Below are 25,560 nucleotides of genomic sequence, written 5' to 3' on the forward strand. Positions count from 1 at the left end.
CCCTCGCCACATTAGACTGGGGACTCAGGTCAACACCGCGCACATCCCCAACGCCGAGCAATCCACCTGGAACGGCCCGAAGAATTCACTATTGGACTTGATCGGCGGATTGCCCACCAACAGCTCCAGAGCCTTGGCGGTCTGAATGTTGTGGGCGATGTTGTGGTTGCATTCGATAGCCCGCGCCACCGACCCCGCCGAGCCCTGCCCGATCCCAAGCAAAGAAGCGCCATTGGTCATGAACGCCAGGAAGGCGATGACCCAGAGCTTGCGTCCTTTCATGCCCCCACCACTCCCGCCATGTCGGCATGATCGACCACTACGTTTGGCTCGCGGTGTTCGAATTGAATGGCGGGATAAGCGACCTGAATCGGTGCTTGAACGCTTTGTTGCGATTGAGCCGAAAGGCTGACGACCAACACCATGGCCACGTAAAAACCGATGGCCAGGTAGGCGCCGTATTTGGCAGAAGTAATGATTGCGCTGGCCATGGTGTTCTCCGTGGGCATGTTTCAGTGCCCACAGAATCGATCAAAAAACAGAAGATAACTAGCGAGCTTTATGCATAGTAGCTATCAGTTTTATTGATCATGAACCCAGCGTGTTTCAGTCCTCGATAAAACTCATCAAGCGTTCGCGGGCCGCATCCGGCTCGTTGGGAACGGGCTGGGCAGCCGACAGAATCGGGGTGGAATAGAGAAACAGGAGAACCACTGCCAGACGCATCGCCATGCTGTCGATCCTTTTAGGGAAGGAGTCAAAAAATCAGCGTCAAATTTAAACTCATGGCCATATGATATCAAGCAATACATTGATAGCAATATGATGCTGTCGTAAACGCGTTATGCAGGAGCGACATCACTTCAACGCTCTTCGATGCTTACAGCTCGATCGGCAAGTGACTTCGCTCCTGCATAAAAGGTGCAGGGTTCAGATTTCAGTGTTGGGATTTGTGATCCAGTGCGGCGTAGAAGTTGGCGCTCTGTTGCAGGTATTTCTGGGTATAGCTTTGGGCGTGGGATTTTCTGTCGCTGATTTCAACGTTGGCGCTGGCAGGCAGTGCAACAGTGGCAGAGATAGCGGAAGCGGCGATGACAGAGAAGACATTGAAGTTCATGGCGGTATTCCTCGGGTTCAGTTGGCTTGCTTGCCCGGTGGGGCCGTGAAGCAAACTTAACTCCCGAGGGTCGGCGCCTTGAAATGCTTTGCAACATTAGCCGATATCAGTCTCATTAATAGAAGGTTGCAGACCCCATCAACCGGGGCCTGCGGTCTATTGACGCACCAGGAACTTGAGATCGCTGGGGGCATCCATCGGCAGTTTCTGCACGGTTTTACCCAACAGCCCAGTCTTGGCATCGCGCTCGACGACGACAATCTGGTTGCTCTTCTGGTTGGCAATCAGCACAAACTTGCCACTCGGATCGAGGCTGAACTCGCGCGGGTGATCACCGTCTACGGAACGGCGCTGAAGCTCCTTGAGATGCCCGGTCGCCGGGTCGATGGCGAACACCAGCAACTGATTAGTGGTGCCACGGTTGCTGACATAAAGGAACTTGCCATCGGCGGAGGCGTGAAGCGCAGCCGCAGCCTTGCCCGATGTCGGCAGGCCCGCCGCCAGATCGACCAACTGCGTTTGCTCAAGCTTGCCGTCGCGGTAATCGAACACTGCGACCTGCGCGCTCATTTCCATGGTCAGCCAGGCGTGCTTGCCATCGGCACTGAACAGCAAGTGTCGCGGCCCGCTACCAGGTGGCAACTGGACGGACGCAGGTTTGGCGGCGGTCAACGGTCGTTCCGGATTGGCCTTGGGATCGAAGCGATAGACGAAAATCTTGTCCGCTCCCAAGTCGTTGGAAAACACGTATTGACCATCTGGCGATGAAACCACCGAATGCACGTGCGCCGACTTCTGCCGCTCGGGGTTGACCCGGCTGGACGGATGACTGCTCATCTGCACCACGGGTTTTAGCTTGCCATCGGTGCCCACCGGTAACACCGCCAGGGTGCCGCCCGGGTCTTCAGCCACCGAGTAGTTGCTGACAAACACGTGACTGGCATCGCCGCTGACGCTCGAGTGCGTCGGCTCGTTGCCCAGGGTTTGCACCTGACTGATCAGGTTCAATTCATTGGTCTTCGGGTCAATTGCATAACTGCTGATACGCCCTACCGGATCCGCCTGGCCCGGGCCGTTTTCGTTGACCGCGAACAGGCGCTGTTGATCCTTGGATACGGCGAGCCAGGACGGGTTGGCGCTCTTCACCACCTGCAGGGGTGTGGCGTCGATCTGCCCGGTGCGACTGTCGAAACCCAGACGATAAATCCCCTGGCTCTGGCCGGCGGTGTAGGAGCCCACCAGCAATTCGTAACTGTCGACCGGGGCCGCTTGCACGCCCATTGCGCCGACGCTGCCAGCCATCAACAGTGGCCAGAAGTTACGCATCCTCATTCGTTCCGTCCTCATCATCACCACCGCCGTACGCTTCCATAGGCACCAGCCGGTGCTCGCCGGAATCGCCGGTAATGATCCAGCTCTTCAAGTCGGGATCGAACGTCGCCGCCGCGATCTGCGCCATGCTGAACTCCCAGCGCTTGAGCGCCCGACCGTCCATGCATTCGATGTGCAGGTTATCGTCTTCATCGAGGGAGAAGTCGAACGCGTGCAGCCCGTCGATTTCAAGCATGTCGCAGTGTTCGAGGGCGCTGAGCAAGGTGTTGGTTACGGCAGTCATGGTAGTCATGTCTTTCAGGGGGAAAGCGGCAATGATAGCTCATTGTTGCAGCAGAACCCTGTGGGAGCGGGCTTGCCCGCGATAGCGATCTGTCTGGCACATCAATGGTGAATGTGCCGCCGTCATCGCGGGCAAGCCCGCTCCCACAGGGACTGCGTACAACCGTTAGAGAGCTTCGCGCGATGGCTTGCCGTCGACCAGGCGCTGGATGCGCAGCGGATTGCCATTCTTCAGCGCTTCCGGCAGCAGGCTGTCGGGGTAGTTCTGGAAACACACCGGGCGCAGGAAACGGTCGATGGCCAGGGTGCCCACCGAGGTGCCGCGCGCATCGGACGTCGCCGGATACGGCCCGCCATGAACCATCGAGTCGCAGACTTCCACGCCGGTCGGATAGCCGTTAAGCAGGATTCGTCCGACCTTCTGCTCCAGCAATGGTGTCAGTTCGCCGAATTGTTCAAAGTCTGCCGGCTCACCGATGATCGTTGCCGTCAGTTGCCCATGCAGACCGTTCAACGCGGCATTGAGTTGCGCCTGATCCGCCACTTCGACGAACACCGTGGTCGGGCCGAATACTTCCTCTTGCAGCACTTCATCTCCATCGAGCAACAGGCTCACATCGGCCTTGAACAGTTGCGGTTGCGCCTGATTACCTTGTTGCGGACTGCCCGCCAAATGCTCGATCTTCGGATGCGCGAGAAGGTTCTGCAGGCCCTTGCCATAGCTGCTCAAGGTGCTGGCATTGAGCATGGTTTGCGCCGGTTGATCGCCCATCAGCCCCGCCACCTGCTGCACGAACGCGCTGAACTGCGGCGAACGAATACCGATCACCAACCCCGGATTGGTACAGAACTGCCCACAACCCTGCACCACCGACGCCGTGAGGTCTCGGGCGACGCTTTCAGCACGAGCTTCCAGCGCTTGAGGCAGCACGATCACCGGGTTGATGCTCGACATCTCGGCGAACACCGGAATCGGCTGCGCACGTGCCGCGGCCATGTCGCACAGCGCACGGCCACCTTTGAGCGAACCGGTAAAACCGACCGCCTGAATGGCCGGGTGCTTGACCAGCGCTTCACCCACCCCGCCGCCGTAGATCATGTTGAACACACCGGCAGGCATCGACGTTTTCTCGGCAGCGCGGATCACGGCCTCGGCCACCCACTCAGCAGTTGCCATGTGGCCGCTGTGGGCCTTGAACACTACCGGACAGCCAGCGGCCAATGCCGAAGCGGTATCGCCGCCCGCCGTGGAAAACGCCAGCGGAAAGTTGCTCGCACCAAACACCGCGACCGGCCCGAGGCCGATGCGGTACTGACGCAAATCCGGACGCGGCAATGGTGTGCGCTCAGGCAGCGCCCGATCAATCCGCGCCCCATAGAAATCACCACGCCGCAGCACCTTGGCGAACAGACGCATCTGGCCGCTGGTGCGACCGCGCTCTCCTTGAATACGACCGGCCGGCAACGCAGTTTCGCTACAGACCACGGCGACAAAGTCATCACCCAACGCGTCCAGTTCATCGGCAATCGCATCGAGAAATTGCGCACGTCGTTCGGCGCTCAGGCTGCGATAGGCCGGGTAAGCGGCGGCGGCAGCCTTTGCGGCGGCGTCGACTTCTTCAAGGGTGGCCTGATAGAAATCGTGAGGCAAAGCCTCGCCAGTGCTGGCGTCGATGCTCTGGAGTTTGACGGTGCCGGTAGCGCTGCGCTGACCGCCAATGTAGTTGTGACCAAGAATCCGGGTCATGGGTATCTCCTTAAAGTGTGCCGACGGTGCCGGGCTCGAACGCCGCTTCAACGGGCTCAATGCCGTTGATCAAGGGTGCGCCGAACTCGGCCTGGCTGATCTCGAACACGTCACCCGATTGGGTGCGAATGCCATCGGCGAAGGACAGGGTCGCGGTGCCGAAGAAGTGAATGTGTACGTCGCCGGGGCGCAGGAACTGGCTGTACTTGAAATGGTGGTACTCGAGGTTTTCCAGGCTGTGGCACATGTTCGCTTCGCCACTGAGGAATTCGTTCTGCCACAGCACTTCACCATCGCGCAGGATGCGGCTGGTGCCGGCCAGATGCGGGGGCAATTCGCCGACCCGAAGCTCCGGGCCATAACTGCAACTGCGCAGTTTCGAATGGGCCAGGTAGAGGTAATTCTTGCGCTCCATCACGTGATCGGAGAACTCGTTGCCCACCGCGAAACCGAGGCGATAGGGTTTGCCGTCGTGGCCGATCACATAGAGGCCGCTGAGTTCAGGCTCCTCCCCGGCATCTTCGGCAAACGGCGGCAGCGGAAATGGTTTGCCCGGACGCACGACAATGCTGCCGTCGCCCTTGTAGAACCATTCCGGTTGCACGCCGGCCTGGCCGGTCGCGGGTTTACCACCCTCCACGCCCCACTTGAAGATGCGCATGGTGTCGGTCATGGCGGTTTCGTCGCCGGCCTGCTGATGCATTTTGTCCCGGGCCGAAGCGCTGCCCAGATGGGTCAGGCCAGTGCCGCTGACCAGCATGTGCGCCGGGTCCGGGTGATCCAGCGGCGGCAGGATTTGCAGATTGGCGAGCAGCGCTGAATAGTCATGGCTGATGCCCAGCCCCAGGGTTTGAACCTGTTGCTCAAGATTGACCCCCGCCTCGATCGCCGCCAACGCCAGATCCCGCACCGAGCGCGCATCCTGCACTTCGCGCACCTGGCCGTCCTCGACCACGCCGACGCGGCGTTCGCCGTGACTCAATTCGAACTGAACTAAACGCATGATTTTCTCCCGTTAATGCAGAACTTCAAAACACCACCGGCCAATGTGGGAGCGGGCTTGCCCGCGATGACGGCGGCAACTTCACCATTGATGCGTCAGGTAGATTGCTATCGCGGGCAAGCCCGCTCCCACAGGATCGGTAGTGATCGCCTATTTCGTGTCAGGTGCGGGTAGCCCCACGCGCACTGGCCGCAAACTGGTCGGCCGGCAGCACATGCTTACGCTCCAGCAACCGATAAACCACACCCGTCAACACCAGGCCGAACACCATCACGCAGGACAGGAAATACAATCCCGACGCCAGATTGCCCGTGTATTCCTTCAACGCACCAATCACGAACGGACCGATGTAGCCGCCGAGGTTGCCCACCGAGTTGATCAACGCGATCCCCGCCGCCGCACTGGCGCCGGCAAAGAAGCGCCCCGGCAAGGTCCAGAACACCGCCGTGCAGGAAAACAGCGCGAACGCCACCAGGCACAGCGCCGCCAATTGCAGCACCGGCACGGTCAGCCAGGCGCTGAGGAACAGGCCGATGGCGCCCAATACATACAGCACCGCCAGATGGCCATAGCGATCATTCAAGCGATCGGAACTGCGCGGAATGATCAGCAAACCGACGATCCCGAAGATGTACGGCACCGACGACACGAACCCGGTCACCAGGTCAGTGCCACCGAACTGCTTGATCAACGTCGGCAGCCACAAACCAAGACCGTAGATGCTCAGCGTCACCGGCAGATAGAACAGCGCCAACAGCAACACGCGCTTGTCCTTCAGTGCATGCAGCGGATTGCCGTGGCGAGTCTGGCCGTACACCTCCAGGTCCTTTTTCAGTTCGCCGGTCAGCCAGTCTTTCTCAGACTGGTCCATCCATTTCACCTGTTGCGGGCCGTCCGGCAGGTAACGCAGCACCGGCCAGGTCAGCAGGATCGCGGGTGTGCCGATGACGATGAACAGCCACTGCCAACCGTGCAGGCCAAGAATGCCGTCCATGCCCAGCAAGCCGCCGGACACCGGGCCGGTGATCATCATCGCGATGGGTTGGGAAAGGATGAACAACCCGAGAATCTTGCCGCGATGGCGAATCGGGAACCATTGGGTGATGTAGTACAGAACGCCCGGGAAGAAACCGGCTTCGGCCGCGCCGAGCAGAAAGCGCATCACATAGAAGCTGTTCGGTCCCTGGACGAACGCCATGCCGATGGTGATGGCACCCCAGGTGACCATGATCCGCGCAAACCAGCGTCTTGCGCCGAAGCGGTCGAGCATCAGGTTGCTGGGGATTTCCAGCAGGAAGTAGCCAATGAAGAACAGCCCGGCACCCAGGCCATAAGCCGCGTCCCCCAGACCGATGTCGGCGCCCATGTGCAGCTTGGCGAAACCTACCGCGGAGCGATCCACATAGGCGATCAGGTACAGCAGGATCAGGAAGGGAATCAGTTTCAGCGTGATGCGACGGATAAGCCGCAGTTCCTGGCTCATGAGTTCGGTCTCCGATTGTTGTTGTTATAGAACCTCGGGGGACGCCTCTCGCAGAAAACTGCCAGGGCCATCCCTCCGTTGAAAATGACTATATAGTAATACTATTTAACCAACAACCCTTCCAAACAGACGAAATTGCGCTTATGTTACGCCAGAGCTCGAACAATATAGTCATACAATAAGAGAACCGATCATGTCTGATAAGAAACCCACCCTGCGCTCCGCCCAATGGTTTGGCACCGCCGACAAGAACGGCTTCATGTACCGCAGCTGGATGAAGAATCAGGGCATCGCCGACCACCAGTTCCACGGCAAGCCGATCATCGGCATTTGCAACACCTGGTCGGAACTGACCCCGTGCAACGCGCATTTCCGGCAAATCGCCGAGCACGTCAAACGCGGGGTGATCGAAGCCGGCGGCTTTCCAGTGGAATTCCCGGTGTTCTCCAATGGCGAATCGAACCTGCGCCCCACCGCCATGCTCACTCGCAACCTGGCGAGCATGGACGTCGAGGAAGCGATTCGCGGTAACCCGATCGATGGCGTGGTGCTGCTCACCGGCTGCGACAAAACCACCCCGGCGCTGCTGATGGGCGCGGCCAGTTGCGACGTGCCGGCGATCGTTGTCACCGGTGGGCCGATGCTCAACGGCAAGCACAAGGGCCAGGACATCGGCTCGGGCACGGTGGTCTGGCAGCTCAGCGAACAGGTCAAGGCGGGCACCATCACCCTTGACGATTTCCTCGCGGCCGAGGGCGGCATGTCACGCTCGGCCGGTACCTGCAACACCATGGGCACGGCCTCGACCATGGCCTGCATGGCCGAAGCACTCGGCACTTCCCTGCCCCACAACGCGGCGATTCCGGCGGTCGATGCACGCCGTTATGTGTTGGCGCACATGTCCGGCATGCGCGCGGTGGAGATGGTCCGCGAAGATTTGAAACTGTCAAAAATCCTCACCAAGGAAGCCTTCGAAAACGCCATTCGGGTGAACGCCGCCATCGGCGGTTCGACCAACGCGGTGATCCACTTGAAAGCCATCGCCGGGCGCATCGGCGTCGAGCTGGACCTGGATGACTGGACCCGCATCGGTCGCGGCATGCCGACCATTGTCGACCTGCAACCCTCCGGGCGCTTCCTGATGGAAGAGTTCTACTACGCCGGCGGCTTGCCCGCGGTGCTGCGTCGCCTCGGCGAAGCGAACCTGATTCCGAACCCGAATGCCCTCACCGTCAACGGCAAAACCATCGGCGAAAACACCAAGGACGCGCCGATCTACGGCCAGGACGAAGTGATTCGCACCCTCGACAACCCGATCCGCGCCGACGGCGGCATCTGCGTGTTGCGCGGCAATCTGGCGCCACTCGGTGCGGTGCTCAAGCCCTCTGCCGCGAGCGCCGAATTGATGCAACATCGCGGGCGTGCGGTGGTGTTCGAGAACTTCGACATGTACAAGGCACGGATCAACGACCCGGAACTGGACGTGGATGCCAACTCGATTCTGGTGATGAAGAACTGCGGACCGAAGGGTTACCCGGGCATGGCCGAAGTCGGCAACATGGGGTTGCCGGCCAAGCTGCTGGCCCAGGGCGTGACTGACATGGTGCGGATTTCCGACGCACGCATGAGCGGCACCGCTTACGGCACCGTTGTTCTGCATGTGGCACCTGAAGCCGCAGCGGGTGGACCTTTGGCGACCGTGAAGGAAGGTGACTGGATCGAGCTTGATTGCGCCAACGGGCGTTTGCACCTGGACATTCCGGATGCGGAGCTGGCAGCGCGCATGGCGGATCTGCAACCACCGCAACAGTTAATCGTGGGCGGTTATCGTCAGCTGTACATCGACCATGTGCTGCAGGCGGATCAGGGTTGCGACTTCGACTTCCTCGTCGGGTGCCGAGGGGCCGAGGTGCCGCGCCATTCTCACTAATCACCCCCTCCTGTGGGAGCGGGCTTGCCCGCGATAGCGGTGGATCAGTCGCCATCAATGTTGAATGTGATGGCCCCATCGCGGGCAAGCCCGCTCCCACATTTAATCCTCATCCGCTTCAGGACTGTGCTTGCTCTGGCGACCGTCCTCGCCGCGCCTGCTATCATGCGCGGCACCCCATCGCACAGGATCGCGCCGTTCCCCATGGATTACCGCAAACCCTCCGACCGCAAAAGCATGCACTCGCGCATCGTCCAGGAATTGGGCATGCAGATCGTCTCGGGACGGTTCAAGCCGGACGACAAACTGCCCGCCGAAGCCCTGCTGTGCGAGGAATACGCGGTCAGCCGACCGGTGCTGCGCGAAGCCACTCGCGTATTGGTGGCCAAGGGCCTGGTGTATTCCCGTCCGCGGGTCGGCACGGTGGTCAAGCCGCGCAAGGAATGGCACATGCTCGACCCGGACGTGCTGCACTGGCTGATGCAAAGCAGTCCGCAAAATGAATTCTTTGATCTGCTGACCAGCGTGCGCAGCATCATTGAGCCGGCCGCCGCCGCGTTGGCCGCGCAGTTCGCCACCGACGAAGACATCGCCTCCATCGGTGAAGCCTACCAACGCATGGAAGCGGCACCGACGCCTGAAGCCTTGCTGCAACCGGACCTGGATTTCCACAGCCGGATCGCCGACGCAACCCATAACGACTTATTGGCGAACCTGTGCAACATGTTGTCGGTGGCCATTGCCGAAGCCTTGAAGCATTCCAACCAACGGCCGAATCTGCATGAACTGGCGCTGCCACGGCACAAGGCGATCCTGACCGCTATCGAAAACCGTGACGCCCTCGGTGCCCGGCATGCAACGCTGGTACAACTGGATGATGCGCGCAGTGCGCTAAGCACGGTGCTCGGTCAAGTCTTGTAACCACACGCCATAACCCATTCCGCACGGGCGGTGACAGAATGAGATTTCCTGCTCAGGGCCGATGATCCGGCCCAGAGGGACGGACGCTATGACAGCGCCGACCTATAACACGAAAAGGATTTCGTCATGCTCACCCCTGTTGCACCGGTATCTCCTCCATTCAGCCAATTGCCCGCCCGGGCGGTTCAGCAGCGATTCGCCAGTCGACCGACACTGCTTTCTGTGATTATCAATGCATTACGCGACAGGTTGCTGGAGCATTACCCCACACTGGATTTCGATCCGATAAAGATCAAGCTGGCCAGCCCCGCTGTCGGTGGCCATTGGGATCTGAAGCCGTTGAGCCAAGTGGTTATCGACCATCTGGTCAACCCGCAGATGCTGGACTTCACCCCACAGGACTCAAGGGCGTTTTTCCTCACGCAAGTACCACCCAAACGCCTGGACACCGCAGCCAGGCCACACGTGGACATGCAAATCATTGCCAGCATCATTGCCGAGTTGCCATCGACGCTTTACCTCGATTACCAGCAGGCATTGGCTGACTACTGGAGCCTGACCGACGACAGCGGCATCAGTCGCTGGCAATGGTTCAGCGAGTTCCTCCATGACCAGTTGAAAGCCGCAGCCTTATACGCCTCGAATCTGAATGACGAACAGCGAGACATGGTGCGGCAGGTCACGGACTGGCCCGACAGAGTCGAGCGCTCGCCCAAGACCAGCAAAACCGTTTACGCCTGCTTTCTGGAAACGACACTCGGCAAAGACGATAACGAAATACTTCTGCTCGGGCCTGAAATTCTGCTGATGCGTGAGAAACAAGTATTGCTGTGCAGCGTTGACGGCCACGTCCAACCTTTCGATTCCCTGAATGACTTCGGCAGCGCCTGGGGGAAGAAGATGCAAAGCGAGTTTTTGATCGACCGTCTGACCTGGAAACGCTATGAGCCCAATGGCAACCTGTTCGAGCTCCAGGCGGGCCTGATCCTTAATCGGCAGCTCGAAAACCTGGCCGCATTGTCATTTTCCAGTTACCCGAGCGAGCAGGACCTGGCGCAACGTCTGGACACCCTCACGGATCCGGCAACGCTGTTCATCCGGCAATCGACAGCGCCACCAACGATGCTGGCACAGCTGCACTCGCAACTCCCCGACTGGTTGAAACAGGCTTCGGCCACTGATCGCTTCGCCTATCGACAGCACTTGCTCGACCTCGCAAACGTCACCGCTCAAAGCCATGGACAGTCATTTAATGAAGGCATCGAAGATATCCGAAGCTTCAGCCGCGAGGCGCTGCGAGCGCAGATAAAGCAGGATCACGACGTCGACTACAACTCCGACGATCTGGTGCTGGACTTCGCCGTCGCTGCTGGCTATCCGGGAGGTGCCGGTTTTATCGAACATGTGCGCATGTCCCTGACTGATCTGGCCCTGAAGAATCTCGCCGGCAAGCCCCGTGGCCGCCTGCGGGTTTTGCGCAAGGACGGACAGACTCCAGAAGACTGGTTGAACGAGGACTATATACTCGGCAGCAAAGGCCTTATCCAGCGCGTCGACATCGGTACGGTCTATCCGCAAAGGATCAAGACGTTATTACTATCGGACACCGTGGATGCCCGGCGCCGAGAAGCCCTGTTTACCCGCGAACTGCGAGTCCAGTTACCGATGCGCGCGCTGGAGTACAAGGTCAGAAAACAATGTGGCTTGACCGACAAGGGTTATCGCTACGTCAAGGCGCTGATGGGGCAGACACCTTCGGAGCGCAAAGTCGACGAACAGGACATCGTCATCCGCCCGCTGGCGTTTCACAGAAAGTCCGGTGCCAAACCCGATACGGTGGACAACATGTTCCTGATCGAACCCCTTGATCCGAACGTTGGCCCACATCTTCTTTATCGTCCGTTGTACGCCGAAGCCCTGCTGGAGTACCCGTCGCGCCAGGCCGTCCTCGATGCCATCGCCGAATCCGGCGCATTGCAAACCAGCGTGCTTACATGGATGGCGGACAACGTACGAGGCATTTACGACAATGACGGGTTCAAGGAACCGCACATTGTTCGCTTTCACTTGGCCGACGAATTCGAACGTCCACGAAAACCTGCCCCCACAACCTTGGCCAGCAATGAGGGTGCAGAAGTATTGCGCCAGTCGCTGCACGACGGTCGACTGCTCAACGACCTATTCACCAGCACCGCTCGCACCTTGGTCGATCTGGCCGAGCGTGAGTCGGTGTCCAACAGTGAAAGCCGTTGGGCCGTTCTCATGGAGGGTGCATGGTTACTCTTCAATACGCTGCTGCTACCGCTGACGCGAGGGCCGCTGATGCTTGCCGGATGGATGACGGTACTGATCACCAGCCTCAAACAGGACCTGCCCGCCCTCGACAGCGACGATCCGAAAGCCAAAGAGTTAGCGCTGATTGATCTGCTACTCAATACCGCGATGGTGCTGTTGCACCTGGGAGCCAGCTCGGAGAGCGCCCATCAGCAGCCATTGCCATCGAAACTCCCTGAACAAACCGCCCCGCGCCTGAAACCCTGGCGCAGACTGGCAAAGCACGTAGAACCGATGCCTGCCGCTCTCGTTCATCAAGGTTCGCCGGGCATCCCACAGGAACCGGTAGGTGGCAGCCATACGGTGCTGGATTTCACCAGCTCCATTGCCACCTCTAAAGCGGCCGACAAGCTGCTCAATGCCTTGTTGGACTTTCACGTGCCATGGCCGCAGAAGTTGCCACCGGCCGAGAAAAACGGGTCTCTGAAGGGACTTTTCCGGATCGACGATACCTGGCACACCAGCATTGGCGGACTTTTTTTCCAGGTCAGCGTCGTGCCGGGCTTCGCAGAGGTCTACCTGGCAGATCCGGCCCATTCCGATCGCCCCGGTTTCAAACTCGCCAGCGACGGCAAGGGGAACTGGCGACTGGATCGGGGATTGAAGCTTGAAGGCGGCATGAGGGGGCGACTCCAGGCGGTGCGCGATGAAAACCGGCTCCGGCTACATGAACTGACCACTCATAAGGATCGTCTGAAGCAGGCACTCGCGCCATTGGTACTCTCTCAATCAGAGGCGAGGAGATCATTATTTTCAGCGAGGGAAATGCTCGACGCACAAAAGAAAAAGCTCAGGATCGTATGGGAGTTGCTCGGCAAGGCTACACCAGAGCAGAAGGTCCAGCTGACCTCGCGTCATAGCCAGGAAGTGCTCAAGACAGCAGAAGCCGCCGCTATACATGACAGAGAACTCAATATTTACAAGGAGCGCATTGACACGTTGAACGCCGAGATGCCGAAGTTGACCGACGCGTACAACGCCTTGATCGAAGTCGACAGAACCAGGCCTTATGAGAGCGAACGTGATAATGGGCTTTTACTCATCTGGGACGCTCTGGATATCGTTCATGAGCAAATAAAGCTGTTGGGGCGCGATCTCCTTCAGGCCAGGAACGGGGAATACCTCAATGAACTCGTCGCCCGTTTTCCTGAAGAATTGGGCCAGGAAATAACGACAGCCTATTTCGAATTTGTCGACAACCGGCGGGCAGAAATCGAGATAACCAACAGGCTCATCGAGTCCGCCAAAACACTTGAAACGACCCAGGAACAGGCAGGTGAAAAACTGCGCAGTCGAAAAATAGTGAAGCACTTGTTCAATGCCGAAAACTACCTCCCCGCTTCCATCAAGTTACATCAATTGCTGTCGCTTAAAGAACTGGTTCTGGAACGCAGTTGCCGCTCCAGAGACCCGGCAGAGTATCCCTTTGTAATGCGACTCGTCGGCTCTTCAATGGACAGCACAGTGCTGTCCCACATGGAGATCTGCAGCAGCTCCGGCTACGCAACCGCCGAGCAGATAGCCGTCCTTGAAAACATCCTCAAGCACTACGAGGAAATCGACAATGCTGTCCGTTCGTTGAATGAAATGGCATCTGGCTTTGTGCGCACTGAATATCAAACACCGTTTCTGAGCCAACTCAATGAAGCGCACGTCAGCGCCGAAGAACAACTGGCTGCACTGATTCGAGAAAACGAAGGGGTCGCGCCCCAGTCCGCACATATCAAACCGATCAGGGCCAAGCCGTCCACCAAAAGGGTATTCAAGTCCCGCAACAAAGGCACCCTGATCGGCGACATCAGACCCTCCCGGGAAAACCATCAAGGTCGTTTCATCGATGTTCAAGATCCGATTACCGAACAGAAGATTGCCAGCTACATGGAACACCCCGAGGAAGGTGTCTGGGTTGAAGTCGTGCAGGGCACGCCCACTCAACCAACATTACCGCCAGGGTCGCGACCTTTATCGGCAATAAAAAAGGAAATGCATGCGCTGATTGGCCAACGGGCGGGAATCGAAAACTCGATACGCTTCCAACAGAAAAAGCTACAGGACCCTGGTCGGCTCGAAAGCCTCAACCCCTTGGACTGGAATGACATGCTGGTCCAGTACGCCGACAAGCTCAATGCCTTGGCCCATGAAATTGATAACACCCATTCTGCTGCGCCGCAGGCCCCCCAACTGAGTGAAACCCTTCGTAACGAGGCACTCGAAGCAACTCGCCAGGCACGCCTGTATTGCAGCGAGGGCTACAAAAAACAGCTGCCCAAGGCAGAAAACATCCACTACTTATGGAAGAACGGTTTCGTTGACATCAATCTGGTGGGGCGTTTGATACCGACGGCTGCCGGAGACTATCTCACCGAATATGCGGTCCGCGAAAAGAACACATTTAACGTTTTATGGTATGCGCACTTTCATTACGCCAGCCTTGATATGCCTCGACCGGACTACAGCATTGGCCATTTAAAACTACCGGAGCAGCGCTTTCTGACACGCAAGGATCTTATCCGGCAAGCCGCCGCCGACAACCGTGCCGTGGCCAATCTGGAGAAATCGCTGATCAAACCGCCACTGGATGAAACACTGTTCTTAAAACTCTGAATCCAGTTTCCAGCCCCGAACAACACGCGATAAAAAAAGCCGCAACCCATGATTGCGGCTTTTCTGTTTCAGCCAGGGATCAGTGAGCAAACAGCGAGTTGCCCTTCTGCCCTGCCAGTTTCTCCGGTTTGATCAGGAACCGCGCCAGCGCTGGCAGCAGCCACAACGCGCCGAACATGTTCCAGAGCAACATGAAGGTCAGCATCAGGCCCATGTCGGCCTGGAACTTGATCGCCGAGAAGATCCAGGTGCATACACCGATCGCCAGGCACAGGCCGGTGAACAGCACGGCTTTACCGGTGGACTTCAGCGTCTGGTAGTACGCCTCTTGCAACGGCAGGCCGGCACGCAGGAAGCTTTCCAGACGGCTGTAGATGTAGATCCCGTAGTCCACGCCAATCCCCACCCCGAGCGCCACTACCGGCAAGGTCGCCACTTTCACGCCGATGCCCATGAACGCCATCAATGCGTTGCCGAGGACCGAGGTCAGTACCAGCGGCAGCACGATGCACAAGGTCGCCGCCCAGGAACGGAAGGTGATCATGCACATGGTTGCGACGCAGATGTACACCAGGACCAGAATGGTCAATTCGGAGCGTTTGATCACCTCGTTGGTGGCCGCCTCGATCCCGGCGTTACCGGCGGCGAGGATGAATTCCAGGCCTTCCTTGTTGTTCTCTTTGGCGAAGTCCTGCACCGCATGCACCGCCCGGTCCAGGGTTTCGGCCTTGTGGTCGTTGAGGAACACCAGCACCGGCGCCAGGGAGCAATTGTTGTTGTACAGGCCATCGGCACGGGCGATGGAGTTGTTCAGCACGTCCGGGTTGCGCGACAGGGTTTCCCATTTCAGGTTGCCCTCGTTCATGCCCTTGATCATCTGCTTGGACACGGTCACCAGGGAAATGGCCGACTGCACGCCCTCGGTGTTCTGCATCTTCCACATCAGCTCGTCGATCGGCGCCATGGCCTCGTAGCGCGAGCAACCTTCAGACTTGGTCTTGACCATCACCACCAGCACGTCGGAACTGGTGGAGTAGTTATTGATGATGAAGCTGTTGTCCTTGTTGTAGCGCGAGTCCGGACGCAGTTCCGGCGCGCCCTGGTCGAGGTCACCGATTTTCAGGTTCTGGCTGTACCAGAGGCCACCACCGAAAGCGATCAGCGCCAGGGCAATAGAGATCGGGGCGACTTTGGGGCTGGCAAAATTCGACAGCAGGCGCCAGAAAGGATGCTCGCGGTGCGCGTCTTTCTTGCTGCGTTCGACGGCGCGCTTGCTGATACCGACGTAGGAAATCGCCACCGGCAGCAGGATCAGGTTGGTGAACACGATCACCGCCACGCCGATGGACGCGCCGATGGCCAGTTCACGAATCACCCCGATGTCGATGATCAACAGCGTGATGAAGCCCACCGCATCCGCAAGGATCGCGATCATACCCGGCAGAAACAGCTGACGGAATGTGCGCCGCGCTGCGGTCAGAGCGTTTTCCGCCTCGCTGGACTGCAAGGCGATACCGTTGATTTTCTGCACGCCGTGGGAAATCCCGATGGCGAAGATCAGGAACGGCACCAGCATCGAGTACGGATCAAGCCCGAAACCGAAGAAGTGCATCAAACCCAGCTGCCAGACCACCGCCACCAGCGTCGTGCTCAATACCGCAATGGTGCTGCGCATGCAGTTAGTGAACCAGTACAGCAGGATCAGGGTAATGACGAAGGCTACGCCGAAGAACATCACCACCATAACCAACCCATCGATCAAGTCGCCGACTTTCTTGGCGAACCCGACAATATGGATCTTCACATTGGGGTTTTGGGCTTCGAACTTGTTGCGGATCTTGTCTTCAAGTTCGTGGGAGAACTTGCGGTAGTCCAGCGCCAGCAACTTGCCCTGATCCTGTGGGTCCGGGTAGGACTCCAGCAGCGGGATGTCGACGATGCTCGACTTGAAGTCGTTGGCCACCAGGCGCCCGACTTGCCCGGACTTGAGCACGTTATTACGCAGCAGGTCGAGGCTTTGCTGGGAGCCGTTATAGCTCTGGGGAATCACTTCACCACCGGCGAAGCCCTCCTCCGTCACCTCGGTCCAGCGCACGCTCGGGCTCCACAACGATTTGAGGCCGGAACGGTCGACGCCGGAAATGTAGAACACCTCGTCGTTGATCTGACGCAGGGTCTCCATGTATTCCTTGGAGAAGATGTCGCCGTCGGTGGCTTCCACGGAAATCCGCACCGTGTTGCCCAGGTTCGCCAGATCGTTGCGGTGCTCCATCATTTTTTCAATGAACGGATGCTCGAGCGGGATCATTTTTTCGAAACTGGTGGACGGCCGGATCAACGTTGCCTGCCAGAACAGGAAAACACTGACCAGCAGGCAGATGACGATGACTGCCGGGCGGTTGTTGAAAATCAGGCGTTCAAGAAACGTCGCCTTATCCTGATGAGGAGTGCTTAAGGATGTCATAGACCCGCCTTCTTGTTATTTGCCCGGCTCATTTGGACGACCCGTTTTTTCCATTCTCTGCGCCGGTGGGCGAAGTGACGCGAACGCCACCCTGTCCTGCCAGAATCAGATTGCCGTTGCCTGCCGCAGTCACCGCCGAGACGGAAATGCGATCCGGACGGTTGAACACGCTGAAGGTTTCGCCGTCGTCGGTGCTGCGAATCACGCTGCCGCCATTGCCGACGATCACGATGGAACCGTCATCGAGCAGCGTGGCGCCAGACAAGCCGAATTCCAGTGTGCCACGTGCAGCCTTGAGCTCGACCTGCTCCCACGTGCTGCCGAAATCCGTGGAACGGTAAAGATTGCCGCGCAACCCGTAGGCCAGCAGCGTGGCCGGTTGCGCGGTGCCAATCACACCGAACAGCGAGCCTTCGTAAGGGCCCTCAAGCTTTTCCCAGGTCTGCCCATCATCGGCGGAGCGGAACATGCTGCCCTGTTCACCGACGATGAAAATGCCGGAATCCTTGACCGCGGCAATCGCGTTGAGGTGGAACTGGTCTTCGTTGTCGAGGCGATCGCTGACGTTTTCCCAGTTTTTACCGCCGTCGGTGGTTTCCAGCAAGGCACCGTAAGCGCCCACGGCAAAGCCGCTGTTAACGTCCTTGAACCAGACGTCGAGCAGCGGCGATTCGCGTGTCAGGTCTTCGAATTGTTTGCTCCAGGTGACGCCGCCGTCTTCGCTGGCGAGGATCTGCGCGTCATGGCCAACGGCCCAGCCGTGTTTGTCATCGACAAAAAACACCGCCGTCAGCAGTTGCCGGGTCGGCACCTTGGCCTGGATCCAAGTCGCGCCCTGGTCGTCGGAATACAGAATGTGCCCGCGATCGCCAACCGCCACCAGGCGTTTGCCCGCGTGTACGACATCGAGCATCAGGCCTTTGCTGGCCTTGGCGGATTCAACGGAATAAACCACATCGGAGGCCGACGCGGCAGCGGCCAGCGCAGGCGCCGACAGCACGGTACAGCCCAACAGCGAGAGCGCTGTAGCCAGCAACGCGAACCGGCGTAACGCTGGCGGGCGGCAAATACTCACACCCATGACAGGCTCACTCATAGACCTTCCCCCACATTATTATTGTTAGGTCGTTCAACCCTTCAGGGCGCCGTAAGGGATGCGCATCGGGATTGACCTATTCAGGAGCATAGTCCTGAAACCCGCAATCCAGAGCCCCTTCGGAAGCTGGCTTATCCTATCGGGGTTTGGAAAGGTCTGACAATCGACGCCACGTTATGTTTTGTTAACTGGAGGGGATATGGGTTGTGGGTGAATGAGGAGGTATTCGGAGGGGTGATGGGGGTTTGGTGTACATCAAAAATCCCGGTCGGCTATCAGGCCGCCATCGCAGGCAAGCCAGCTCCCACAATTGAACGACGTCGATTACGCCGCCGCCAACCCCTTCCCCGCCCGCTCCAGATTGCGCCACAACCAAACAGGCAACACATCAGGATCCAGACTGTCGATCAGATTCTTCAACGCCAGCCCAAGTTCGGTATCACCCTCAATCACCAAACGCCGGCGAAAGAACAGCGTATCTGGATCCTCCTGACGACTCGCCAACAGTAAAAACTCCCGCCAGTTGCCACTGATCGTCACATGCGCCACGGCCTGCTCGGCAATCCGCAACCCTTTACCGCTAAGGGTCAGGTACCAGGACAACCCCAGATCGGGAATCCGCAAGCACAACCAACGCCCACGCAAAACCTCGAACTCACCATCGCGCAACGGCCCGGCGAGGCAGCGATTCAGCGCCTGTTGCAACGCCAGACGCTGCACGGCAAAAGGCACCCGGCGCACCAGCGGCAGTAACCGGTCGGCACCTTTCAATAACCACTTTTTTCGATTCAACACAGGCCGACCTCCTCGACGCGCAGCATGCCGGCCTGGCCATGCCAGTAACCATTGCACCCTTCGACAAACAGCGGCGGTGTCTCGCCCAGACGAACCCGTTGATAGGCGGCAATCACTTCGGCCATGCCCTGAGCGCGAGGGCTCAAGCGCAACAGATCGGCACCGCAGGCCACCAGCCCGGAATAATCGGCCAGCAGATTGGTCACCTCGGCCGACATTGTCTGAATACCGTTGATGGTGAACAGCGCCTGCCCTTCCTGGCTGGTCAGCGCCAGGCCGTCGGGGTAGTTGATGCAGCAAAACTGGCAGTCATCCTTGGGCCGGTTTTCCGCTCGGGCCGTAAAGCAGCGGGCGGAATAGGCCAATGGCAAATGCCCATAGGCGAAGATTTCAACTTCCGGCACTGCACGACCCAGTTCGCGTACCTGTTCGATCACATCACCAATCAGCGCCGCCGAACATTCCACGGGGGGCACCCAGCGGGTCATGCCGCTGTCGAGCAGTTGCGCCAATGAGTAACCGTTGTACAGATTGAGGGCCGGGCCGCCCACGAACGGCAACTTGCGTTCGGCCAAAAACTGCACTGCGCCCATGTCGTTGGCTTCCACCAACAATTGGCCGTTGTCGCACAGCCGACGCAGGCTGGAGAGTTCAGACGCCGCTTCGATCAGCGTCAGGCTGGAAAGCACCAACTGCGCCTGGCTGCATTCCTGCAACTCACGGCCCAGCCCCAGCCATTGATCCAGCGAAAAGGCTCGGCGTTTCGAGCACACGGTTTCCCCCAGGTAAATCACATCCAGGGGCAAGGCCGACATCTCGGCGTAAAAGTGGCTGAGTTGTTCCTTGTTCCAATAGAACAGGACCGGTCCCAGGCTGAGTTTCATGTCGAATCCCTCATTGCCATGATCGATGATAAGCACCCAGGGTGGTCTGGCTGCCTTCGGACAAACCGGCCAGCACCTGACGCCATTCCTCCTTGACCCGAAAACTGCCCGGCGCGCCGCGATGGGCGTCCAGTGCCGCGCGCCAGACACGGGTGACTTGTTCGACATAGGCCGGGCTGCGTTGGCGGCCCTCGATTTTTACTGCTTCGACGCCGATGGCCGTCAGTTCCGGCAGTAAGTCCAGGGTGTCGAGGCTGGTGGGCTCCTCCAGCGCATGAAAGCGTTTGCCGCCGACCAGGAAACGGCCCTTGCACAAGGTCGGGTAACCGGCCGGTTCGTCAGGGGTGTAGCGATCGATCAGCACTTCGCTGAGGCGCGCGCTCAAGCCTTCGGCGTCCTCGCTCCAGCGCACCGCCTTGGCTGGCGAACAGACACCGCACAGGTTCGGCGACTCGCCGGTAATGTAGGAAGACAGATGGCAACGCCCTTCTGCCATGATGCACAAGCTGCCGAAGCCAAAGACTTCGATGGGAACCGGGCTGCTGGCGGCGACCTGGCGTACTTGCGCCAACGACAACACCCGCGGCAGCACCGCGCGCCGAATGCCGTAGCGCTGCGCATAAAACTCCAGCGCGGCGGCATGGGTCGCTGAGCCCTGGACTGACAGGTGCAACGCCAGTTTCGGGTGGCGCTGACTGGCGTAGTTGAGCACTCCGGGGTCGGCGGCGATCAGTGCATCGACGCCGAAATCGGCGGCACGATCCACCGCCCGCTGCCAGCGCTCCCAGCCCTTGGGTTGGGGATACGTGTTGACCGCGACGTAGAGTTTGCGTTGATGCTGGCGGATGTGGGCGACCGCGGCGTCGAACTGTTTGTCGTCCATGTTCAGCCCCGCGAAATGCCGGGCGTTGGTGTCATCGCGAAAGCCGACATAGACGGCATCGGCGCCTTGGCGCACCGCCGCTTTAAGCGCAGGCAGATTCCCTGCCGGGCAGACCAGTTGCATGGGTAATCCTCACGAAAAAACGCAGTCCGAGGCCTAATCAGTCATGGTTGGAATGCGCTTGTGGCGAGCGAGCTTGCTCCGGGCGGCGTTCCGACGCTGGACTGCGCAGCAGGCCTAAATAACAGGGCCGCTTCGCGACCCAGCGGGAGCAAGCTCCCTCGCCACACAGTCTAGCGAGACCGGCAGGCACGGCCTTGACGGCAATCAAATGCCATCAATGCATCAGGTCGGCGAAGGACAGGAACATCACGTTGTCGTGCTTGAGCACTTGCTGCTCGCACTCGATCACCGCCAGCCCATCGGCCCAGCACGCGGCGGTCAACATCGCCGAGCTTTGCTGAGGGTGCAGTTCCACGCTCAACTGGCCGTCGGCGCCGGGCGTCAATCGGGCCCGCAGGTACTGCCGACGCTTGTTACGCTGCAACCAGTCGAACCCGGCTGGCACGGCCAACGGCACCGGCAGTACGTCAGTCACGCCTTGGGCCCTGAGCAGGAACGGACGCACCACCACCAACGCGGTAATCAGCGCCGCCGAAGGATTTCCCGGCATGCCGATCCAGGGTTTGCCGGCCACTTCACCAAAGGCCAGTGGCTTGCCCGGCTGAATGGCCAGCCGCCAGAAATCGACGTTGCCCAGTTCCTCGATCGCCTGTTTGAGGTGGTCTTCCTCGCCCACCGACACGCCGCCGGAACTCAACAGCAAGTCGCATTCCGAAGACGCCAGGCTCAAGGCATGCCGGCTGGCCGCCAACTCATCGACCATGACGCCGTAGTCATGCACCTCAACGCCCCAGCCGCGCAACAACGCGGCGAGGCAATACCGGTTGCTGTTGTAAATCTGTCCCGGCGCCAAGGGATCGCCCGGCTCACGCAGTTCATTACCGCTGCTGAGCAGGCACACCTGCAACGGCCGATAGACCTCGACCCGCGCGATACCAGCGCCAGCCAGCAACCCCAGTTCTTGTGCGCGCAGGCGTTTACCGGCCTTGAGCAACAGATGCCCGCGACGAACTTCCTCACCCTCCTTGCGCACGTGATCGCCCACGGACACGGACGGGAACCAGACGCGCTCGCCCTCGACCCGGCAGCGCTCTTGCGGCACCACGGTATCGGCGCCCGGTGGCAATGGCGCGCCGGTAAAGATCTGCACCGCCTGCTGCGCGAGCAAGGGCGAGCACGCTTGATCCCCCGCCGCAATGCGCCCGCCAATCGATAAACAGCCACCCGCCTGGGGCAGGTCAGCCGCCCTGAGGGCATAACCGTCCATGGCACTGTTGTCCCAAGCCGGCAGGTTCACCGGGGAATGAATGTCCACCGCCAGCACCCGCCCCATGGCTTGATCCAGAGGAATCATGTGCGACAAGGGCGGCGGCGGTGCCTGATCCAGCAGACGGCTGATGGCCTCGTCCACGGGTATCAGGTGGCCAAGGTCACACACCCGGCCAGTCATGAGCGAGTCCCACAGGCGTCGATGACCCGCTGCGCTTGCGGTTTCAAATGCGGGGCGAAATTGCACGGGCCGGTGCGACTGTCCAGTTGTTCGATCAGGATCTTGTTCCAGGCCGTCCGGCAGGCACCCGGCGAGCCGGGAACGCAGCACACCAGCACGCCGTTACTCATGCCGGCCAGTGCCCGGGACTGCAGGCTGGACATGCCGATTTCCTCCAGAGACACCTGGCGGAACAATTCGCCGAAGCCTTCCACATGCTTGTCCAGCAATGGCAAGACTGCTTGCGGCGTGTTGTCGCGAGCGGTGAAACCGGTGCCGCCGGTCATCAACACCACTTGCACCTTGGGGTCGGCGATCCACCGGGAAACGGTGGCGCGGATCTGATAAATGTCGTCCTTGACCAGATCACGATCGATCAACACATGCCCGGCTGTTTGCAGCAAATCCGTCAGGGTCTGTCCTGAGGTGTCGGTGTCAAAAGTGCGCGTATCGCTGATGGTCAGCACGGCGATGTTCAGGGGTTCAAACGTGCGTTGCGCCAGATGGGCCATATCCAGGTCTTCCCGTAGATGAGGGTATGGCCCGAAGCCTGAACCGGAATGGTGAGCGAGCCTATTCCTCCAAGGAGGTACCTCGTCGGGGACATAGAGAGAATGTGCCGGACACAAAACCTGTGGGAGCGGGCTTGCCCGCGATGGCGATACTCGACTCAACACATGTATTGACTGAAATGACGCCTTCGCGGGCAAGCCCGCTCCTACACTGTCCCCATCGCCTTCAAGGCGCCAACCGGCTTCGCTTCCACAGACCATCGCGCAACCGGTAATCGAGTCGATCATGCAAGCGGTCGGCCCGCCCCTGCCAGAACTCCAGACGTTCAGGGTGCAGGCAGTAGCCGCCCCAATGCTCGGGACGCGAGACGGTCTGGCCAACGAAGCGTTTGATGGTTTCAGCCAGCATGGATTCCAGGGCTGCACGACTGGCCAGCGGACGGCTTTGCGGTGAAGCCCAGGCCCCCAGGCGACTGGCCATGGAACGGGAATCGAAGTACGCATCCGACAACGCCGGATCGAGTCTGGACACCTGCCCTTCGATTCGCACCTGACGCTCCAGCCCCGGCCAGAAAAACGTCATCGCGGCATAGGGATTGGCGGCCAGTTGCTGACCCTTGTCGCTCTGGTAATTGCCGAAAAAAGTAAAACCTTCATCGCTCAACCCCTTGAGCAGCAGAACCCGACAGTGCGGCCGTCCTTCAGGGTCGACCGTCGCCAGCACCATGCTATTGGCCTCGACAGGCGCGCACTCGGTGTCGCGGGCCTGTTGCAACCACTGCCGGAACATCGCCAGCGGATCATCCAGCGCAGCCTCATCTTGCAGGCCATTAAGGGTGTAGTTACGGCGCATCTGAGCCAGGGAAAGCGGCATGACGGTGATCTCCGGAAGGTTTTACGCAGTGTGCGAGGCACTGCGCAAAGCCACCTTGACCGCCATCAACACTGTCGCCTACTTGAGGCGCAGCCGCCGCGCCAGTTTGTGCAGGTTGCTGGGGTCGACTTCGAGGATTCGCGCGGCGCTGGCCCAGTTTTCCCCCGACAGGCTCAGGGCCTGGAGGATTTTCTTGCGCTGGTAATCGTCGACGGCTTCGCCCAAGGGCTGGAACGGCAAATCAGCCGTAACGTCCGGGGATGGCTCGACCACCGCCCCCGATGCCGCCATCGCGCTGTCGAGATCGAGAATTTCAGGCTCCAGCGTCATGATCAACGCGCGACTCGTACCGCGACTGAGCTGCTTCAACGCGGCCCGACTGATCACGTGTTCCAGTTCACGCACATTGCCCGGCCAGGTATAAAGCAGCAGCGCGCGTTCGGCCGCCGGCGACAGGCGCAAACCACGCAGGCCGAGCCGCGCCCGATTGAGTTCAAGGAAATGCCCGGCCAGCATCAACACATCGTTACCGCGCTCGCGCAGGGGCGGAATCGGCACCGGGTACACCGAGAGCCGGTGATACAGATCGGCGCGAAACAAGCCGTCGCGGATGCTGTCCGGCAGATGCCGGTTGGTGGCGGCGATGATCCGCACATCCACGTGCAGCGGCTTGTCGGCGCCTAGGCGCTGGATCTCGCCGTTCTGCAGGGTGCGCAGTAACTTCGCTTGCACGCTCAAGGGCAACTCCCCGACTTCATCGAGAAACAGCGTGCCACCGTTGGCGGCATCGAAGCGTCCGGCACGGTCACTGGTGGCGCCGGAAAAGGCGCCTTTGATATGCCCGAACAACTCACTCTCTGCCAGCGACTCCGGCAAAGCGGCGCAGTTAACGTGTATCAGCGGTTTGTGATGGCGCCTTGAAAGACGATGCAAGCGCCGGGCGAACAGCTCTTTGCCGACGCCGGTCTCGCCCAACAGCAACACCGGCAGATCGGAGTCGGCCAGTACATCCAGCTCATTGAGCAACTGATGCAACACCTCACTCTGCCCGAGGATCTCGCCCTCCTCGACCGGCATTCGCAAATCCTGGGGATCGCTGCGGGACAGACGCAAGCTGCGGTTCTCCTGTTCCAGACGGGTGACCCGCACGGCGGCTTCGATTTGCAAGGTACAGCGCTTGAGCTCTTCCCGCGCCCGGCTGTCGAAGGTCCCGGCGTGCAGCGCATCGAGGGTGATCGCGCCCCAGATCCGCCCTTCGACATACAGGCTCACGCCCATGCAGTCATGCACCGGCAGCGGTTCGCCGACGTGGTTGTCGAGCAAGCCGTCGTAAGGGTCCGGCAGGCGACTGTCGGGTTCGAACCAGGTCGGCTCGCGCGACGCCATGATTGCCGCCAGCCGGGGATGCTGGGCGATGACGAACCGGCGCCCCAACGCTTCATGAACCAGCCCCACCGTCGCAACGGGCCTGAGGCTGTCGTCATCCAGACGCAACAAGCCCACGGCACCACTGTTGAAGTATTCGCGCAGGGTCTGGACCAATCGTTGCAACCGCACGGCATTGGGCAACTCGACGATCAGGTCGGCTGCCAGGCTTTCTCGCAGCATGGTAGTAATCACCCTCTATGGTTGGATTCACCCTAAAGCGTCAGGGTGTCTATCACCACAACTAAAAATAAATCCATGT

At 59.6% G+C, this 25,560-nt stretch carries 21 protein-coding genes; 3 read left to right on the forward strand and 18 right to left on the reverse strand.

What is annotated here, in order from left to right:
- Positions 1–24: 24 nt before the first annotated feature.
- From AB7M26_RS22925 to AB7M26_RS22965, 9 genes are all read right to left on the reverse strand, one after another.
- Positions 25–282, reverse strand: coding sequence for a hypothetical protein (locus AB7M26_RS22925; protein ID WP_429386339.1), 258 nt, complete (start codon positions 280–282; stop codon positions 25–27).
- Positions 279–491 (reverse strand): hypothetical protein, encoded by a 213-nt coding sequence (locus AB7M26_RS22930; protein WP_429386341.1) that lies wholly within the window; start codon positions 489–491, stop codon positions 279–281. The genes AB7M26_RS22925 and AB7M26_RS22930 overlap by 4 nt, the downstream gene beginning before the upstream one ends.
- 115 nt (positions 492–606) lie before the next feature.
- On the reverse strand, positions 607–732 hold the full coding sequence (locus AB7M26_RS22935) for a hypothetical protein (protein ID WP_007901166.1): 126 nt from the start codon (positions 730–732) through the stop codon (positions 607–609).
- Between the two features lie 205 nt (positions 733–937).
- Positions 938–1,117, reverse strand: a complete 180-nt coding sequence (locus AB7M26_RS22940) for a hypothetical protein (protein ID WP_123494314.1) — start codon at positions 1,115–1,117, stop codon at positions 938–940.
- A gap of 156 nt (positions 1,118–1,273) precedes the next feature.
- Entirely contained in the window at positions 1,274–2,443 is a 1,170-nt protein-coding gene (locus AB7M26_RS22945; RefSeq protein ID WP_185022042.1) for a lactonase family protein, read from the reverse strand.
- Positions 2,436–2,732, reverse strand: coding sequence for a DUF5629 family protein (locus AB7M26_RS22950; protein WP_123494377.1), 297 nt, complete (start codon positions 2,730–2,732; stop codon positions 2,436–2,438). The genes AB7M26_RS22945 and AB7M26_RS22950 overlap by 8 nt, the downstream gene beginning before the upstream one ends.
- Positions 2,733–2,897: 165 nt before the next feature.
- Entirely contained in the window at positions 2,898–4,478 is a 1,581-nt protein-coding gene (locus AB7M26_RS22955; RefSeq protein ID WP_429386343.1) for an aldehyde dehydrogenase (NADP(+)), read from the reverse strand.
- Positions 4,479–4,488: 10 nt separating this feature from the next.
- Positions 4,489–5,481 carry an AraD1 family protein gene (araD1, locus tag AB7M26_RS22960; RefSeq protein WP_429386345.1) on the reverse strand — a complete coding sequence of 331 codons (993 nt, stop codon included), beginning with the start codon at positions 5,479–5,481 and terminating at the stop codon, positions 4,489–4,491.
- A gap of 160 nt (positions 5,482–5,641) precedes the next feature.
- Positions 5,642–6,964 (reverse strand): MFS transporter, encoded by a 1,323-nt coding sequence (locus AB7M26_RS22965; protein ID WP_429386347.1) that lies wholly within the window; start codon positions 6,962–6,964, stop codon positions 5,642–5,644.
- A 193-nt stretch (positions 6,965–7,157) separates the two neighbouring features.
- On the opposite strand from AB7M26_RS22965, the gene AB7M26_RS22970 reads away from it, so the two are divergent.
- The 3 genes from AB7M26_RS22970 (at position 7,158) to AB7M26_RS22980 (ending at position 14,753) form a co-directional block, all read left to right on the forward strand.
- Positions 7,158–8,894, forward strand: a complete 1,737-nt coding sequence (locus tag AB7M26_RS22970) for an IlvD/Edd family dehydratase (protein WP_007901147.1) — start codon at positions 7,158–7,160, stop codon at positions 8,892–8,894.
- 204 nt (positions 8,895–9,098) lie between these two features.
- Positions 9,099–9,815, forward strand: a complete 717-nt coding sequence (locus AB7M26_RS22975) for a FadR/GntR family transcriptional regulator (RefSeq protein WP_032830095.1) — start codon at positions 9,099–9,101, stop codon at positions 9,813–9,815.
- Positions 9,816–9,941: 126 nt separating this feature from the next.
- Entirely contained in the window at positions 9,942–14,753 is a 4,812-nt protein-coding gene (locus tag AB7M26_RS22980; RefSeq protein WP_429386351.1) for a dermonecrotic toxin domain-containing protein, read from the forward strand.
- 79 nt (positions 14,754–14,832) lie between these two features.
- On the opposite strand, the gene AB7M26_RS22985 is transcribed toward AB7M26_RS22980, so the two are convergent.
- The 9 genes from AB7M26_RS22985 to norR all read right to left on the reverse strand — a co-directional run bounded on the left by AB7M26_RS22985 (position 14,833) and on the right by norR (position 25,481).
- Complete coding sequence (locus AB7M26_RS22985; RefSeq protein ID WP_123494299.1) at positions 14,833–17,217, reverse strand: efflux RND transporter permease subunit; 2,385 nt, start codon at positions 17,215–17,217, stop codon at positions 14,833–14,835.
- A 28-nt stretch (positions 17,218–17,245) separates the two neighbouring features.
- Positions 17,246–18,313 carry a WD40/YVTN/BNR-like repeat-containing protein gene (locus AB7M26_RS22990; protein ID WP_429386354.1) on the reverse strand — a complete coding sequence of 356 codons (1,068 nt, stop codon included), beginning with the start codon at positions 18,311–18,313 and terminating at the stop codon, positions 17,246–17,248.
- 324 nt (positions 18,314–18,637) lie between these two features.
- On the reverse strand, positions 18,638–19,108 hold the full coding sequence (gene ubiT, locus AB7M26_RS22995; RefSeq protein WP_429386356.1) for a ubiquinone anaerobic biosynthesis accessory factor UbiT: 471 nt from the start codon (positions 19,106–19,108) through the stop codon (positions 18,638–18,640).
- Complete coding sequence (locus AB7M26_RS23000; RefSeq protein WP_429386359.1) at positions 19,102–19,992, reverse strand: U32 family peptidase; 891 nt, start codon at positions 19,990–19,992, stop codon at positions 19,102–19,104. The genes ubiT and AB7M26_RS23000 overlap by 7 nt, the downstream gene beginning before the upstream one ends.
- A 10-nt stretch (positions 19,993–20,002) precedes the next feature.
- Positions 20,003–20,998 (reverse strand): ubiquinone anaerobic biosynthesis protein UbiU, encoded by a 996-nt coding sequence (ubiU, locus tag AB7M26_RS23005; RefSeq protein WP_063340218.1) that lies wholly within the window; start codon positions 20,996–20,998, stop codon positions 20,003–20,005.
- Positions 20,999–21,212: 214 nt separating this feature from the next.
- Positions 21,213–22,448, reverse strand: a complete 1,236-nt coding sequence (locus AB7M26_RS23010; protein WP_123494289.1) for a molybdopterin molybdotransferase MoeA — start codon at positions 22,446–22,448, stop codon at positions 21,213–21,215.
- A complete protein-coding gene (gene moaB / locus AB7M26_RS23015; protein WP_123494287.1) occupies positions 22,445–22,999 on the reverse strand; it encodes a molybdenum cofactor biosynthesis protein B in 555 nt (184 codons plus the stop codon). Before moaB ends, AB7M26_RS23010 begins: the two co-directional genes overlap by 4 nt.
- A 226-nt stretch (positions 23,000–23,225) precedes the next feature.
- Positions 23,226–23,873 carry a pyridoxamine 5'-phosphate oxidase gene (gene pdxH, locus AB7M26_RS23020; protein WP_030130723.1) on the reverse strand — a complete coding sequence of 216 codons (648 nt, stop codon included), beginning with the start codon at positions 23,871–23,873 and terminating at the stop codon, positions 23,226–23,228.
- 78 nt (positions 23,874–23,951) lie between these two features.
- Entirely contained in the window at positions 23,952–25,481 is a 1,530-nt protein-coding gene (gene norR / locus AB7M26_RS23025) for a nitric oxide reductase transcriptional regulator NorR (protein ID WP_123494285.1), read from the reverse strand.
- Positions 25,482–25,560 lie beyond the last annotated feature (79 nt).

The organism is Pseudomonas sp. F-14 TE3482 (assembly GCF_053629455.1).